This window comes from Nitrincola schmidtii (genome assembly GCF_008973715.1).
GTDB classification, from domain to species: Bacteria; Pseudomonadota; Gammaproteobacteria; order Pseudomonadales; family Balneatricaceae; genus Nitrincola; species Nitrincola schmidtii.
Window position 1 is genome coordinate 247,718 of record NZ_WBOL01000003.1, and the last position, 15,634, is coordinate 263,351.

A 15,634-nucleotide genomic window follows, 5' to 3' on the forward strand; every position below is an offset into this window, starting at 1 on the left:
ATACTTATTCCTTAGGATTAAAGCCATAATGATCTTTCAACTTGCTAATAACAGCATTATGGTTAGCTTCAAGCTCAACCATTGTCCAATTTTGATTCTGCAAAACCCTTAGTGAATTTGGACATGTGCTGATGCGTTTTTGAAAGTACCTAACTTTCTTATCAGAGAAATCTAGGTTACCTTGAGATGTATTCTTCTTTGTAGTGATCAGTACCAAGTTACCTAATCGGTGTGTCCATTGCTCTCTTTCTTCTTTAGTGAAATCTTCGAACCATTTGCTATTAGCACTTGGATTTTGAGGAAGTACATGCTCCACAGAAAGATAATGCAAGGACATCCGTTGGCTATGGTCGGCATAGAGGTAGTCTAGCTTCAGAAGAAGGTATCTTGTGAATCTTCGTCCATACACGGCAGAATTAATTGCTCGACAAAATCCATCCTCATCGAATTCAAATGGATTTATTTGATCCAAAAGATGATCGGCAGTATCAGCCGCTTCAATCGCACGAATAATATTATTCATCCGGTCAATACGTGCTGTTGGTGAATACTGTGCAATCCAATCAGAGGATAGCTGATTGTCCAATTTTATTAGAAATTCAAGAATACGATTATGTCCGAATCGATCAATATATCTCATAAGTGGTGGAAGCCAATCAGATGATGGAAGACCTATCAACATAATTTGAACTAGATTGTCGAACTCGAATGTGTTACCAGTTTCTCTGTGATTGTCACCACCCAAGAGCTGGTCATAGTGCTTTAAATATCGCTCGATGAGTTTGAATGTCTCTTTACCCTTTGTTAAAGATGGCTTTTTTAACAGCCCTGTAGTCTTTTCTTTTTCCTTTGGGTTGTATATTTTATGTTCAAACTCATCTAATAAATTTAGCCGTGCTTTTTCTTTCAATAGAATTGTACGTATGTGGTTAAGGAAGCGGTCGAAGTCATCACCAAGTTCGCCTTCCGCCTCTTCCCATAGCTTAGCATAGCGATCTTTTTCACTGTCTTCAGTTAATGCACCGAGATTAGTCGATTTCAAAATATCGCTGTTTCGCAAAGGCATTCCACGGTCATTCAGAATTGTAAACAGACGAAAAGCATCATCAAGATTTTCTGTGGCAACGTAGATCAATAGGACGTTTTTACGAATGAAGCTGTAGAAGTTCGATAAAACAAAACTGGTATTAGTATCATCGATCAGTGATTTGAGATCTCTTCTTATCTTAAGTACTGCACTGGCCATGTTTTTGACAGATGGATCTGGGCTTTTGGTTGTTAAAGTTTCTAGTACTGCCGCGTCGTCGGTTCCACCCTCAAGTTTAATATGATTATCGACAAAATCTTGCACCTCTGGACGGATAGCGAAGATGATTCGAGACCTCTCTGGGACACCATCAAAATCATTTCCTTTCTGAAAAATTGCTTTTTGACAAGCATCCTTTAGGTCAGGGTTATTTGAGAGATCACGAATACAGGCAAAAAGCAGGAACAATGTGGTCATGCGTTGTTGACCATCAAGCAGGTCATTTTCATCAAACTTCTGTCCGGGGGTGCTTCCGGCACGTTTTGACTGGTATACAAATGAACCTAAAAAATAATCTTGGTCTGGTTTTTCATTAAGGGCAAATACAAGGTCATCAAGTAGGTCGTCGATTTGATCATCTCCCCATACATAGGGACGTTGATACTCTGGTACTCGGAACCACATATTACTGAAAATATCTTTAACGAAAATTTTCTCACTCTTGATCTCATGTGTTCCAGACATTAGGTAATTCCTTGTTTATTAGTGTTATTCGGGCAACTTGTTCATGCTAACCCGTATCCCAAAGTAGCAAGCTTGCAATCAACTTTTCACTAAAGCCTTCCTAGCATCCCTGATAATGACAATTTTTCCATCCCGTTTGATCTCGAACAAACCTATCGCTTCAACCAGTTCGCTAAGTTTTTGATAACCATAGTTCCGTGGGTCAAAATCAGGACTAGCTTTTGCAAGATAACTACCAACGGGACCAAGTTGGGACCAGCCATTATCGTCAGAAGAGGTTTCTATTCCGGTTCTAATCATCAAAAGCAACTTAGTGTTTTTGCGAAGTTCTTTGGCTGTCTGTTTTATCAGCGATGACGGTGTTTCAGCGGATTCATCGGCTTCATTCATGGCGATTGAAGTGAAAATTTCGGTATAAATAAAACGATCGCAAGCTGCAACGAATGGCTTTGGTGTTTTCATTTCACCGAACCCATACACCGTCTTGCCTGCTTCTCGAAGTCTTGAGGCTAGACGAGTAAAATCACTATCACTGGAAACAATGCAAAAACCTTTAAATGGACCAGTATAAAGTAAGTCCATAGCGTCAATGATCATGGCGCTATCGGTTGCGTTTTTTCCAGTGGTGTAACGAAATTGCTGAATCGGTTGAATGGAGTGCTCAAGAAGAACGGCTTTCCAGCCAGATAGATTTGGTGTAGTCCAATCCCCATAAATTCGCTTTACGCTGGCAACCCCTAACTTCGCTACTTCACTTAGGAGTCCATCGACCACATTAGGGTTTGCGTTGTCAGCATCAATTAAAACAGCAAGTGGACGTTCAGTATCCGTTGGCTTAAAGTCACCATTTGCCATAAATTCAGTCTACCTTAACCGATTCCATGAGAGTTTCTACAACTATATCATTGTTTGAATTGATCATGGCACTTTTAGATCTTAAATTGCTAATTCAAACATGTTCCTGTAAGCGTAAGGTTTACCGCCCTCTCTCTGTGGATTCAACAAATCTATATTTCATAGCTAAGTCAGACAGCACTCGATCTTGTCGTATAAACTACAGCAATAGCCGATGTTAAAGACTCCTTCATCTGCGCAAGCATAGCCTGTACTAGTTCTTTTTCGCACTCTAGAGAAACTGGCGCATCAGGCTGGTAAGCTTGGATAGCTCTACGAACAAGCTCTGCTTCTGAAAGGTGGTATATTTTGGACCACTGGCGTAGCTTTAAAATGTTGTCTGGTGACAGCAGTACCTGCTTGCGCGTTAGCGTTGACATAAACACCTATTAATTACATAACTTCATGCGCCTGAGCAGGCAAATCAATAATAAGTGGCAGATGGTCGCTAGCAACTAACCATTCATCCTCACCACCAATCAGAAGACTTGACTGCTGTATTAAATCCTTAGACATGAAGGCATAGTCAATGTGGTATGGCTTCAGCTGATTGCGGTGCATATAAAATGTTGGCAGGCTTTCTTTACCTTGTGGCTCACCAGACTGGTGGTGATAAAGGCTATCAAATCCTAATGCATTTAAAGTATTTACTACGTCAGTATGATTCCACCACCGATCTGGTTTATCCCATCTCGCGTTGCTGTTCATATCACCGATGATCATAGTATTTGGCTGTGACAGCTCAAGATGATGAATATGTAAATATTTCCAAAGCTGTCCGATATACCCAAATACCTGCTCATCCTTCCCCTTTGTCCAGACAGCTAAAATAGTTAGGTTTCCGACTTGAACAGGTAGGAAAAGCTTAAGTTCTGATGTTGACCATTGGTGCGCTGCCGACGTGTTCAAGAAACCGTCAACTTTGTAAGTGCCTTGCCAGTTTAGCAATTTGATGGAGCTTCCATTCTTGACGAAGACACCAAGACCCTTATGTTTGCTGGAGCCTGTCCAATAATACTGTCCAGCCCACTGTTTGAGATCTAGGGTCGAATGAGCTGGTTTTTCACACTCTTGTATGACCAGAATATCTGCATTCAATTGATCTAAATGGCGCAGCTTTTGTCTTAAGGCACCATTGCAGTTCCAGCTTACAATTCGTGTTTTCTGTCCCATAAGCTCTCTACTTTATTGATATTGTTCAAAGTAGGCTATGTCGACTGTGTATACGGTCTTTTTTCTGAGTCCTAATTCAACTCGTTCAAACATTTCGACTAGCTTCTGACCATCGACTAGCTCAACAGCTGGAGCACCATCTCGATTGGCTTCCTGAACAGCTTGATTACTAAAGGTACTGGTTGTAATAATGATGCCCTTCTCTGCACGACCAATCATGGCATTACGGAAATCACCCACTTGCGCCCGTGAAACGGTATTGCCTGCCGCGTAACGCTTACACTGGAACAACACTTTAAAACTCACGAATGGATTAACTTCAAGAGTGCCATATCCATCAATACCACCATCAGCAGGACGGCCAGTAACCTCGACGTTTTCAAAACCAGATTCTCTGAGAAGCTCACGACAGACTTTCTCGAAACCTTCCGGCGATAGGCTTCTTAAAACTTCGATTAGGGTCGCCTCCTCTGCTTCTGATGGTTCCTCTGTATCAATTTCAAGCAGCAACTCAGGTTGTGATTTATCTACTTTTTGCTGGCGTGCTTTCTGATGAAAAGCGACCCATTTTTTAACAATTGCCTTTGCATCATCAATGGTTAAACGGGCTTCTTTACCTTTGTTAGTGAGCTTCCATGTTCCATGCTTGGATGAGTCAAGATACCCCTCCCACACAAGGTATTGTCGTGCCCATGCAACCTGATTATGAAATTTTTTACCACCGGACTTCAGAGTAGCATCGAGCATCTCTTCAGGTAGTTCTAAGTTCTGTGCAATTCGGCTAGAAACTTCGACAGGACGACCTGAGTCGCCAAGATCCCTTAGCGCATCAAGTAAGGGTCCAAACCAATTTAAAAATTCTGCTGACTTTTTAGCCATTAATGGGCTTCCATAGATTGTGTTGCTTGTTAGAAATCGCCATTACTCTGTCATTTTTTCTCGTGCTCGAACGAACATTTTGCGATATTTATCTGGGGAACCACCATGTTGTTGAGCAAGTTCCATGTAGCTAAATCCAGCCAGAAACTGATCAACTAGAACCTCTTTATCTTCACCCAAAATATCAATAAGCTTATCGCGAGTTGATGATATGAGCACATCACTTTCAACATCGGATTTATCCGGTAATGAGTTGAAATCAAATACAGAACCCTCGTTATCATGAAGGCCTCCAGCGTAATCTGATTCCTTATATGATGAACCATAAAGCATTTTATCTCCGCCTCTATCAGTCGGTGACTTCTTTGGTAATCGACTTCGAATTCTGACATTGCACTCTCTCTGGAAGGCAAGGACGAGCCAATTCATTACTTTGTAATAAGCTTCTTTTTTACCCTTGTCGCAAGTGTAGTTATCTAAAGTAAATGCACCATTGCTAATGCTTTCTAGCAGCTTGACTACAACTTCATTGCGCAGATCTTTATCAAAGTGACTACTCAGACTATACATCACCTTCATTTTCCTACTAAAAAAACTGAAAGTGATGTTCTTAAACTCCTTTGAGGTTGAGACTTCAGCCACAAGTTCGTTCAGTAAATGTGTTGGTAATTTGTTCAAACCGTAACCCTGCGTTAATGATTTACGATGCTGTTTTCATGTCATTCTTACCGAGTTTGAATTTTTTTGCAATTGTGTGTCCGCTTTTCTCCAGTTCGGCCACTGTATTATCTTAGAGAGCAAAAATAACTGAGGATAAAACACTATGCAAGAAATGAAACTTCGACCACTAATGAAAACATCAAAGGTTAAGCCAACTATTACATACACATCTATTAAGTCAGGAAAGCCTATTTTCATAGAGAGTTTTTCTGAAATGATTTATGCAATGTTGCTGGATCAACGACCATCTGTTGCCTTTTTCGAAAGTCAACCACAAAGTTTCGAATTGGAGCTTAATAACAAGAAAAGAAGATACACTCCTGACTTCCATGTTGTTGATAAAAATGGACTATCTAGTTACATTGAAGTCAAAGGGAGTCACTATAATGCATCCAGTGATGAACTTGAAAAGTTTCAGTATTTAAGGAGTTGCTTCGAGCGAATAGGTACTTCTTTTCATGTTGCTCTTGTGGATACATTAAGTCATCAAGCTAAGAACGTCATGTTTTTACACCGCTATAAACATTTCGATCATTTATTAATTAAAGACACTATTCCATGTTTTAGTGGAACATTAGAACATTTATTTAATAAAGGTCTAAGTAAATCACAAATATCAAGCTTATATTCAGCAATGGCAAGAGGCGAAATATCATACCAATGTAATGTAAAAATTGGACCTAAATTGGAGGTGTTGTGGTGAATAAATGTATAGATATTGAACAGGGTTCAATGCGCAAGTGCTTTCTAAATGGTGATCAAGCGACAATAGCTCGCATAGATGACTCATTTATTGTTGTCAATTCGCAGGGCTTCCCCTTTCCAATGACTGAAATGCAATTAACAGAGCAGATAGAATCAGGCTGGCTTACTTTCGGCGATACACGCCCTGCTGCGCTAATAGCACCCACCTTAAGCATAACTGACCATGAAAAAGTGGAGTACTGGCAACCCTACTTGACGGCATTAGACCGAGAAGATAGTCCCGGTTCATTAAAAATCAGAGAGCGTGTTATTCGCATGGTCTCTATGCGGCAGCGTAGCTATCGTCAACCACCAAGCCCAAGCACACTTTACAGCTACTACAAAAGATATGTTTCAGCAAAACGAAATGTCCTTGCAGTTGTGTCGTCAGTACAAAAGCCCTCTTCTATTCGTGCGAGTCAGCCAATGATCGATCTTTTTCGCGAGGTTATGGATGATTTTTATTTGAAAAGCACAGGTGCTCTGACTCTTCGGCGGTGTTACGAAATTATGCGATCACGCTTTAATAAGCGTCGTGAAGATGAGTCAAGTCCACTGGTAGATGAAAAAATGATTTCGCAATCCCAGTTTTACAACTGGTCTAATTATTTACTTTTGACGCCTAGTGACAAAGCCAAAAAGCTCTCCAACCGAGAACGCAATTTGCTACGTCGCAAGGCTGTACAAAAATTTAAGTTAGATCAGATACTTGAAAGGGTCGAAGTCGACGCAGTCACTATCAATATTGGTCTCCTAGATGAAGAGGGAAATTATCTTGGTGCGCCAATCGTATATGCAGCGATTGATTGTTATTCAAGAGCTATTTTAGGCTTACATGTGCAAGTCGGTGGTGGTGAGCGATCAAGCTCTGTTCTGCATCTATATCACCAGCTATTAAAAGCTAAGGATTGTTCAAATGCGAATTGTCATAATGATTGGCCTATGTTTGGTATCCCAAGCACATTGGTATCCGACTCTGGAACGGGCTTCAGCTCTAACCAAGTATCAGCATTTTTGTCACAGTTACATATCACAAATGTGAAAACCGAAGTCAGAAAACCGTGGAAGAAGCCATTTATCGAGCGTTTTTTTAGAACGTTGCGTTCACAGCTATGTTCTACGCTCAAAGGATATGTTGGCAAACGTACAGACCAAAAAGAAATCGACATTAACATGAAAGATGCAGCATGCCTGACGCTTTCACAATTCCGCAAGATACTTACTAGATACGTTGTTGATGACTACCATCAACGCCCACATATGGGACTTAATGAAAATTCATCAGGTAACTTAACACCCTACATGGTGTGGTGTGATGAAGCTCGATTTGTGCCTAGCAATGTCCCTGCTAACGCCGACCAGTTCGAGTATAACAAAGGAATAATGGAGCCACGCAAGTTACAACGTCAAGGGGTTGATGTAAAAGGAATCACTTATCAGTCAAATGAGCTAGATGCGCTGATTATAGAGCACGGTCTTGTATACCCTGTTCCTTGCTCAGTGTTGTTTGATGAAGAAGACATTAGCTCTATTACTGTATTAATCAACAATGTTGGCATCAAGGTTATAGTTCCAGCCAAAGGGAAATTTGAACAGCTAAAGGGCAAAAGCCTCTTTGAGTACAAGGTTCAGCAAACTTCCCGGCTTTCACTAATGCAGCCCAGTGCTGGCAAGCATGTGCCAATTGATGAAGTACCTGAACACCAACTTGCTAACAAACAAAAACCAATCCCCAAAGCTAAAGCAAATAACCGTCGCGTAAATCTCGCAGCAATCGAAGAGCAGACCGCTCTGGTCAAGCAAATGCATGACGCTGAGTTTTTTGAGCGAACAACCGAGTTACCCCAAATTAATTCAGATAATGATGACCAGCCCAGCGACGACATGGAGGATTTCTATGAAAGCGTCTAATTTAATCAATTTACAGCCACAACGTAAGCCTGAATCCATTGCTTTTCTAGAAAAACGTATAGTTCATCCGGGTTTCAAGAGCGCTTTGCAAAATATTAATATGATTCATGCGACACGTGGCTTCGTGCCGCGTGGAATGATGTTTGTTGGCGAAACCGGTGTAGGAAAAACGACGATTTTGGAGTATTACAGAGAGCTTTACTGCACTGAAAATGGTCTGGATATAAAGCCTGTTCGAGGCAAGTATCCTGTTCTTCTTATTCGACTTCAGGCTGACTCTGGCAAACGTTCGTTTTTATTTAATCTGTGTGTTGAACTTGGAATTACGCCAAACTTAAGAGAAACGGTGAACGATCTTGAGAGACGTGCAATCACTTTACTTAAGAACCGTGGAGTCGAGCTTGTATTGCTTGATGAGTTCCATCATTTAGCGAGCAGAAATGGCAAGAAAAATCTGGAGTCTTTGGGGGATCTTCTTAAAAATCTCATGGACTTAACGAAAATCCCTTTTGTGTTGGCAGGAACACTTACCGCGCTAACAGTACTGGAGAACCATCCTGAACTTCAGCGTCGGTTTGCCGCCTCTACACGACTATTTAACCTCAGCTTAGACGACATGGAAAGCAGTGAGAAGTTTCAAAGGGTATTAGGAGCTTGCCAAAAAAACTGTGGAATACCATGTATTAAGCTTAATACTGACGAAATGCTTGAGCGCTTTTTGCTTGCATCGCGAGGGCGTATTGGAGTTATAACTGCAATTATTGAGACTGCTATAAACATGTCTGATAGCTCTAAGGGTATTACAATGGAGGATCTCAAGTTCGCCTTTGAGTTCTGCCGTGCTGATCCCTTAAATCCAAAGTGCAATCCGTTTGAAGCGAGCAGCCAAATTGTGAAGCGAGAACTAGGGAGGGCTAAATGAGCTTACCAGTTGTTTTCTATCCACTTCATCAGGAATCGGTTTTAGGCTATCTATGGCGACTCAGTACCGACAATGGATTTGCTGATGTTTGGAAATGTATTGCATATGAAAAGTGGCCATTGAAACGCTCCAATGTTCGATTTTTTGCGTTAAGACCACTCTGCGATGCTATTGCCTCTTCTACTGGGTTGGATGCTAAACGAATTTATCAGATGCTAGTCGACCAACACCAGCATGTCGTTCTAAATAAAGGAATGGTTTTTGATCAGTCATTGCAAGATTGGCGGCTGGATTCTCCCCGTATTTGCCATGAATGTCTCAGTACTCATGGCTATATTCACTCCTGCTTTGACAACATACCGATGCGAGTCTGTACCTTGCATGACACTAAAGTGATGGAATGCTGTCCAAATTGCAATTCAGCCTTAAGTTGGCATCGCGACTTGTATAAGTGCTGTCATCAATGCAGTTTTAAATGGACAGAAATAGAGCATGAGACTTCGAGGATTGGCTTGATCCAGCATGAGTGGATGGAAATTTCAGGTCAGTTTGGAGTTTTGTCGGATGAGCTGAAAAAATGGAAGTTAGAAGTCGGGAAGTTTTTAATACGTGCAATGCGTCCAAATGACCTGATGCTTCACCTGCCTGTACCTTTCTACGCTGGTAAGCTGTCTGATCTTGATAGCTACTTCAGAAGAGCAGATTTAATTTATGAGTTTCAGCACTCGGTCCCGAAAGTATGCAAGGCAAAAACCTATGGAAGGTTTAATGCCTATGCAGGACTAATGCTGGATAAAATTGAACTTTCTGATACGTTTCAATACATTAATGATGAATGGAAATCTGAGTGCTCTGATGCCCTACCTCACTTTATTGCTAAAAAATACGATAAGGATGTTATTAGGTGGTTGGTAGACGCCAAGACACTAGTTAAGTTGCTAAATATCGATTTTATTAATCCCGATATTGACGATAAAGGATGCATGGAAAGATGGATAAATTTTCATCGCAAGGCATCTTACGAACTTATTGATTTACTTGGAATAGAACCCGTGTTCTCCGACGCTCACGTTGTTCGTTACAGGTATGACGTCAGACAAATCAAAGCGCTGGTCGACCCCATTAAGTATGTTCAAAATGAAGCTGCTCTTACATGCGTAACGGCTCTATGTCCTCGTTTGGCTACATATGGTGGTGATGTTATACAGTTAGTAAGAGATTCAGCTAAAGGGCTGATATCGGTTTACAGGAAGCCGGGTAGTGGAATCAACCCTCTATATGTTAAAGATACCGAGTACACTGATTGGTTAAAACTTCGGCTTAAGATAAAGTGCCAGTCACCTATCGATCAACTCGAAGTTTGCAGAATGACAGGTCTACATTGGCGAGTTTTGCTGAAACATGCCAATGATGGGGTATTGATTACAACACGCGGCGAACGTGCACAAAGAATCTACTTTGAAGGGCAATCTGTTTATCGCTTTATCATGGCTAACGTCGATAGCTTTGCATACCGTAACTCTGAATCCTACTCCTTGGTGGCTGGAAACTGATCCAGCTCACCTGCCTCATCACTATCGTTATTTCACTACCTACCTTTCAAGCGGCTTGCTGATTGACAATCTGCGCCGTACGACTTAGGATTAGATTAATATTTTAACCATATTTTAATTCTATCTATCAAGCCAACAAAACGCCCAAATGATCGACTGCATGGCAAATGCCAGAATTTTTAATCTATCGGAAATCTGATAGAAAATTCAGATATGTAGTGGAAACTGGCATCACTCAAATTTGTAAACATTCAGCTAACCCATTGTTTTAATTATAGGCGTAATTTATAGCTGAACTGGAAATTACAATTGAGTAAATTGTAATTTACGGTGATATCGATATCACCCTTGTTACAATCGTGATGACCACGGAATCTGCGGGCTAAGGCCCTGCTAAGGCAAGAATGAAAATTATCCTGTGGGATTTTAAGATGATATTCAGGACCTAGAGAATGGATAAGGGCTTAACGAATTACCTATTAAACCCTTAAAGATGTGTTAATTATTGGTGAGTACAACTATTGGCTCAAGCTCGTGCTTTGCTGCAAATCGAGCAAGCGTTCCATCTTCCTTCACTTTCTCTATGAACTGATTAACTGCTTCTAACCATCGTTCTTCATTTTTAGGGACTGCGTAGGCATAGTCAGTTAGAGCAAATGGCTGCGGTGGTGTGATGAGATTTGCCCAGTCCGTTAGGTGTGCCATTCTTAGCCCATATGGGTAATCTGTCATGAAAACATCCGCTCTACCTGAAAGCACCTCTTGTTCTCGTCCCATGAAAGTATCGACAACTGATAATTCTGCTTGTTGCAGCTTGTCTTTCATCACAGGTTCCATGTAAGTGCCCTTTTGAACCACCACGATGTTTCCTGGTTGATCTATATCACTCCACTGTTGAATTTGCTGGTTGTTTGTTCTGGCAACTGCATATATTCCACTTCTCAAGTGAGGTTGTGTGAAGTCCATATGGGGTTTTCTATCATCTCGTACCCCTACTCCGTGCATAGCAATATCACATCGATCCTCGGTAATGTTTTTTGCTAACTCTGCAAAAGAGCTATCAATAAATTCGAGGTCAACATTTAAGTGACTGGCGAGTGCATGAGCCATATCAATATCAATGCCTTCAAGCTCAAAGGTCCTAGGGTTTCTGAAAGATATCCTGTAATAGTCAGGCCAGATGCAAACCCTCATCACATGTGAAGACAGGATAGTGTCTAGTCTGTCACGTTGGTTGTTATTTTGCTCCCCCATGGCAAATGAAGAAAGTGAACAGGTGGCAACTGTAATTATGAATTTCTTACACTTTGTTATCATGTACATATCTCTAAATATCGTTTAAAATTAACGTTATAAACTTTATAAGAACCGTAGTTGATTAAATGCCCCTAAATAAAAAACATACCCGTTATGCTTTTTTGATCTCTTTAATCATCATTATGGTAATGATAGTGAGTCTTGGGTTTAGCTTCAATCATGCTAAGCGACAACTTTACGACTCAATGTCGTTCCAAAATGCTTTGCTAGAAAAAAGTTTTACAAGAACATTGCAGTCTGTAGAGTCTTCAGTTGTTTCTGTCCGAAATTCTTTTGAGCGTGAGTTTCACAATAATGAATCGGATGAATTTAATCTTTCTGTTTCTTTAACTCTCGATATTCAGTCAATACTAGCTTTTTCATCTCATATCAGGCAGATTATTATTACCCATAATGATGAAATTGTTTTCGACAGTTCAGGTCGAAGCACTGGTGAGAATTTCAATTTTTCGGTAATTAATTTTGATACATCTAATGCTTTTAAAGCTACATCTGGTCTAGATTTTCTATCTAAAGTAAATGGCCGATTTCTTCCTGTATCAACTAATGATACTGCTCACCAGCATTCTATGCTTGTTACAGGATTAAAAGGACACTCAGATAAAGATAATTATTTTTGGGTAATATTTGCTTTAAATCCAAATTATTTTGATGATATTTTTTTAAATAAAGATAATGGTAACTTTAAATTTCCTATAGGCTTTACTGTTCATGATATATTAAACAATAATCTGCATAGTGTTTCTTGTAGTCCTTGCTCCAACAAACCTCTAAACCAGTTTATAGACTCAGGTTATAATACTGCGCTAATCGGTTATAAATCAGCAGCCCATTCGCTTATACAATCTACCCGTTACCCTATTATCGTATCTCTAAGTATTTCTTATGCTGACATATTAAAAACGTGGTTTTTTAATAATATCGGTATGTTTATAATGCTTATTCTGTTTGCATTTGCCCAAGTGGTTTTAGCATTTCTTTTATTGAAAGAGTTTAACAAAAGAACCTTAATTCAGGATGAGGTTAATTTACTAGCGAAGGCAATCGATAATGCTAATACATCGATAATACTTACTGATCCAGAACAAAGGATCACTTATGCCAATCCTTTTACATTTAGTTTATTTGGATTTTCTTTAGATTTTTTATTAGGAAAAAATCCAAAAGTGCTTTCAAGTGGCAAAACAGATATCTCTGTAATGGATGATTTAAGAAACTCCATTGATCTTGGCTATGACTGGCAAGGAGAGCTCATCAATCGAAATAGTCATGGTGATGATATTCATGTTGATACCAAAGTTGCGTCCATCAAGGATGATAATGGAAATGTGACACATTACATTGGCATCATGAATGATGTCACTGAGCGAAAAAGTTTTCTAAAACAGTTAGAAGAGAAAAATTTAAAGTTAAGTCAGCTCGCAACGGTTTTTTCACACGCGCAAGAGGCCATTATGTTGTGTTCGTGTGATGGTAAAATACTGGACGTAAATACCTCATTTACAAAAATTACTGGTTATGAGGCAAATGAAGTTATTGGTAAAACACCGAGGATTTTAAACTCAGGATATCATAGCGCCTCTTTCTATAATCAGATGTGGGCTTCAATCATTAATGATGGTCACTGGCATGGTGAAATTAGGAATAGAAGAAAAAATGGTGAAATTTTTGTTGAGTATTTGACAATTACGACAGTAAGAGATGAAAGTAATAACGTTTTACATTATGTCTCTATGTTTACAGATATTACAATAGAGAAAACTCAAGAAGAAAAGCTAAAGTATTTAGCTTACTATGATTTATTAACTGGTCTACCCAATCGAAGATTGCTAATGGATAGGCTGGAAAAATCCATTTCACAATGCGATAGACATAAGAGATTAATGTGCTTGGCGTTTATTGATTTAGATGGTTTCAAGCAGGTTAATGATTCCTTCGGACATAATGAAGGTGATAATCTATTAATATTTATATCCAAGGAGCTAAGTAGCAATCTGCGTGATTCTGATACACTAGCGCGTTTTGGTGGTGATGAGTTTGTTGCTCTAATAACTGATTTTAACGATTTAAATGACATTCATATCATTCTTGATCGAATGATTACCTCTTCAACAAGTGATTTTTACACCAAAGATTTAACTAAAATTAATGTTTCAGCAAGTATTGGTGCAACCGTGTATCCACAAGTTGAACAAGGAGACGTTAAGAAACTACTTCATCAAGCTGACCAAGCAATGTACAAAGCAAAGTCTTCAGGAAAAAACAAATACGTCATTTATCAGCATGGTGATAATGTTGTGTCTCGTTAACCTGCGATGGAATTAATTCCTAGTTCATTTCATATCGCTTGACCTGTCTACAGCTCCATGGTTTATCTTTCTTACATCACTCATAAAGAGAGGTATACCTTGTCCTATCTTATTTCAGAACTTGCAGAGTTGGTTGGGTTGTCTCGAACCACCCTGCTGTATTACGAAAAGCAAAAACTCATTGCATCCAAAAGGCAGGCGAATGGCTATCGAATTTATAGCGATAAGGACCTGCAAATATTACGTTTATTAAAGCAGTTACAAGCTGGTGGGCTGACTTTGAAAGAGTGTCAGTCCTGCTTGGAAGCTAAAATCGATCAGGTAATGCTTAAAAACCGTCTACAGCAACTCGATGCACAGATCGTACAAAAGCAGAAAGCACGCGAGTTGTTAGAGGCGTTAACTGGGCTTGGTTCTATGCGTCAATGGCATATACTTGCCAACCAGCTGGCGCCCGATGCGCATTTCGATTGGTTGAAGCAGCAAGGCTTTGATGAAAAACACGCTTTTTATTTAAAATGGTTGTCCAAAGATATGAACGAACACGATCAATACATGGCTGATTTTATGCAGGTATACCACTCTTTAGATCGTTGGGGACCTGGGACTAAAGAAGATAGCTTGAGGGCCTTAACACTGCTACCAAGCATGCCTAAGAAGGTACTAGATATTGGCTGTGGTAAAGGGCTCTCAACCACACTACTTGCTGAACATACCGAAGCAAACATAATCGCCTTAGATAATGAACCCACTGCCCTTAAGCAGCTTGAAAACAGGTTAATTGAACAAGGCTTTAAGGATCGCGTCTCAACTCAGTGCGCCAGTATGACGGAACTACCCTACTCACCCGAAAGCTTTGATCTGATCTGGGCGGAAGGGTCGGCTTACATTATGGGTGTCGAGAATGCGCTGAAGCAGTGGAAGACACTGTTGCAACCGCAGGGTTGTCTGGTCCTCAGCGATTTAGTCTGGTTGACAGAGTCGCCTAGCCAAGCATCAGTTGATTTTTGGCAACAGGAATATCCTGACATGCAGACTGTTGCTAAAAGAATTGAGCAAATGAGACTGTCTGGTTTTGAGGTACTTGCTCACTTCACTTTAAGTGATCAAGCTTGGCTTGATTACTACTTGCCAGTGAATCAAAGAGTTAACGAACTGAAAAAGACCTTGCCTAATTCGACAGCTCTGCAAGATCTTGCACGTGAAGTTGCCTTTTACAAGACGCATCTTGGTGAGTTTGGTTATGAGATGTTTGTACTGAAGGTCTGTTAGCGGATCTGATTTCTTTACATTTCCCAAAAAACGACCTACTGTTGTTAACGCTGGTTAAAAACCGCAGTTATATGCCGCAGTTTTTTTGCAGCAAATAACTGGTATTAGAGGTTACGCTACTCTGGTTGTTTTCTGCGTCACTCAGTACTTAGAAGTCCCCGTCATCATT

Annotated in this window: 12 protein-coding genes; 6 read left to right on the forward strand and 6 right to left on the reverse strand. The window is 40.1% G+C overall.

Annotation, left to right across the window (positions count from 1 at the left end; all coding sequences use genetic code 11):
* Positions 1-4 precede the first annotated feature (4 nt).
* From F7R24_RS04470 to F7R24_RS04490, 5 genes are all read right to left on the reverse strand, one after another.
* Positions 5-1,771: a DUF262 domain-containing protein gene (locus F7R24_RS04470; protein ID WP_151670041.1), complete on the reverse strand. Its 1,767-nt coding sequence runs from the start codon at positions 1,769-1,771 to the stop codon at positions 5-7.
* A gap of 78 nt (positions 1,772-1,849) precedes the next feature.
* Entirely contained in the window at positions 1,850-2,626 is a 777-nt protein-coding gene (locus tag F7R24_RS04475; protein WP_151670042.1) for an NYN domain-containing protein, read from the reverse strand.
* 432 nt (positions 2,627-3,058) lie between these two features.
* On the reverse strand, positions 3,059-3,838 hold the full coding sequence (locus tag F7R24_RS04480) for an exonuclease/endonuclease/phosphatase family protein (RefSeq protein ID WP_151670043.1): 780 nt from the start codon (positions 3,836-3,838) through the stop codon (positions 3,059-3,061).
* Positions 3,839-3,850: 12 nt separating this feature from the next.
* Entirely contained in the window at positions 3,851-4,717 is an 867-nt protein-coding gene (locus tag F7R24_RS04485) for a restriction endonuclease (RefSeq protein ID WP_151670044.1), read from the reverse strand.
* Between the two features lie 42 nt (positions 4,718-4,759).
* The gene (locus tag F7R24_RS04490) at positions 4,760-5,395 is read right to left on the reverse strand and encodes a hypothetical protein (RefSeq protein WP_151670045.1); all 636 of its coding nucleotides are present in this window, start codon (positions 5,393-5,395) and stop codon (positions 4,760-4,762) included.
* Positions 5,396-5,540: 145 nt separating this feature from the next.
* Between F7R24_RS04490 and F7R24_RS04495 the strand changes: the two genes are divergently transcribed.
* Genes F7R24_RS04495 through F7R24_RS04510 form a run of 4 tightly spaced genes read left to right on the forward strand, consistent with a single transcriptional unit; the run spans position 5,541 to position 10,567 of the window.
* Entirely contained in the window at positions 5,541-6,140 is a 600-nt protein-coding gene (locus tag F7R24_RS04495; protein ID WP_151670046.1) for a TnsA endonuclease N-terminal domain-containing protein, read from the forward strand.
* A complete protein-coding gene (locus F7R24_RS04500) occupies positions 6,137-8,092 on the forward strand; it encodes a DDE-type integrase/transposase/recombinase (protein ID WP_151670047.1) in 1,956 nt (651 codons plus the stop codon). Before F7R24_RS04495 ends, F7R24_RS04500 begins: the two co-directional genes overlap by 4 nt.
* Positions 8,079-9,014 carry a TniB family NTP-binding protein gene (locus F7R24_RS04505; protein WP_168926776.1) on the forward strand — a complete coding sequence of 312 codons (936 nt, stop codon included), beginning with the start codon at positions 8,079-8,081 and terminating at the stop codon, positions 9,012-9,014. The genes F7R24_RS04500 and F7R24_RS04505 overlap by 14 nt, the downstream gene beginning before the upstream one ends.
* Positions 9,011-10,567, forward strand: a complete 1,557-nt coding sequence (locus tag F7R24_RS04510) for a hypothetical protein (protein ID WP_151670049.1) — start codon at positions 9,011-9,013, stop codon at positions 10,565-10,567. The genes F7R24_RS04505 and F7R24_RS04510 overlap by 4 nt, the downstream gene beginning before the upstream one ends.
* 498 nt (positions 10,568-11,065) lie before the next feature.
* Here the strand turns inward: F7R24_RS04510 and F7R24_RS04515 are convergent, their stop codons facing one another.
* Complete coding sequence (locus F7R24_RS04515) at positions 11,066-11,884, reverse strand: ABC transporter substrate-binding protein (protein WP_151670050.1); 819 nt, start codon at positions 11,882-11,884, stop codon at positions 11,066-11,068.
* A gap of 65 nt (positions 11,885-11,949) precedes the next feature.
* Between F7R24_RS04515 and F7R24_RS04520 the strand changes: the two genes are divergently transcribed.
* Both F7R24_RS04520 and F7R24_RS04525 read left to right on the forward strand, forming a co-directional pair.
* A complete protein-coding gene (locus F7R24_RS04520) occupies positions 11,950-14,193 on the forward strand; it encodes a sensor domain-containing protein (RefSeq protein ID WP_151670051.1) in 2,244 nt (747 codons plus the stop codon).
* Positions 14,194-14,292: 99 nt separating this feature from the next.
* Entirely contained in the window at positions 14,293-15,465 is a 1,173-nt protein-coding gene (locus F7R24_RS04525) for a MerR family transcriptional regulator (RefSeq protein ID WP_240775979.1), read from the forward strand.
* Positions 15,466-15,634: the final 169 nt, after the last annotated feature.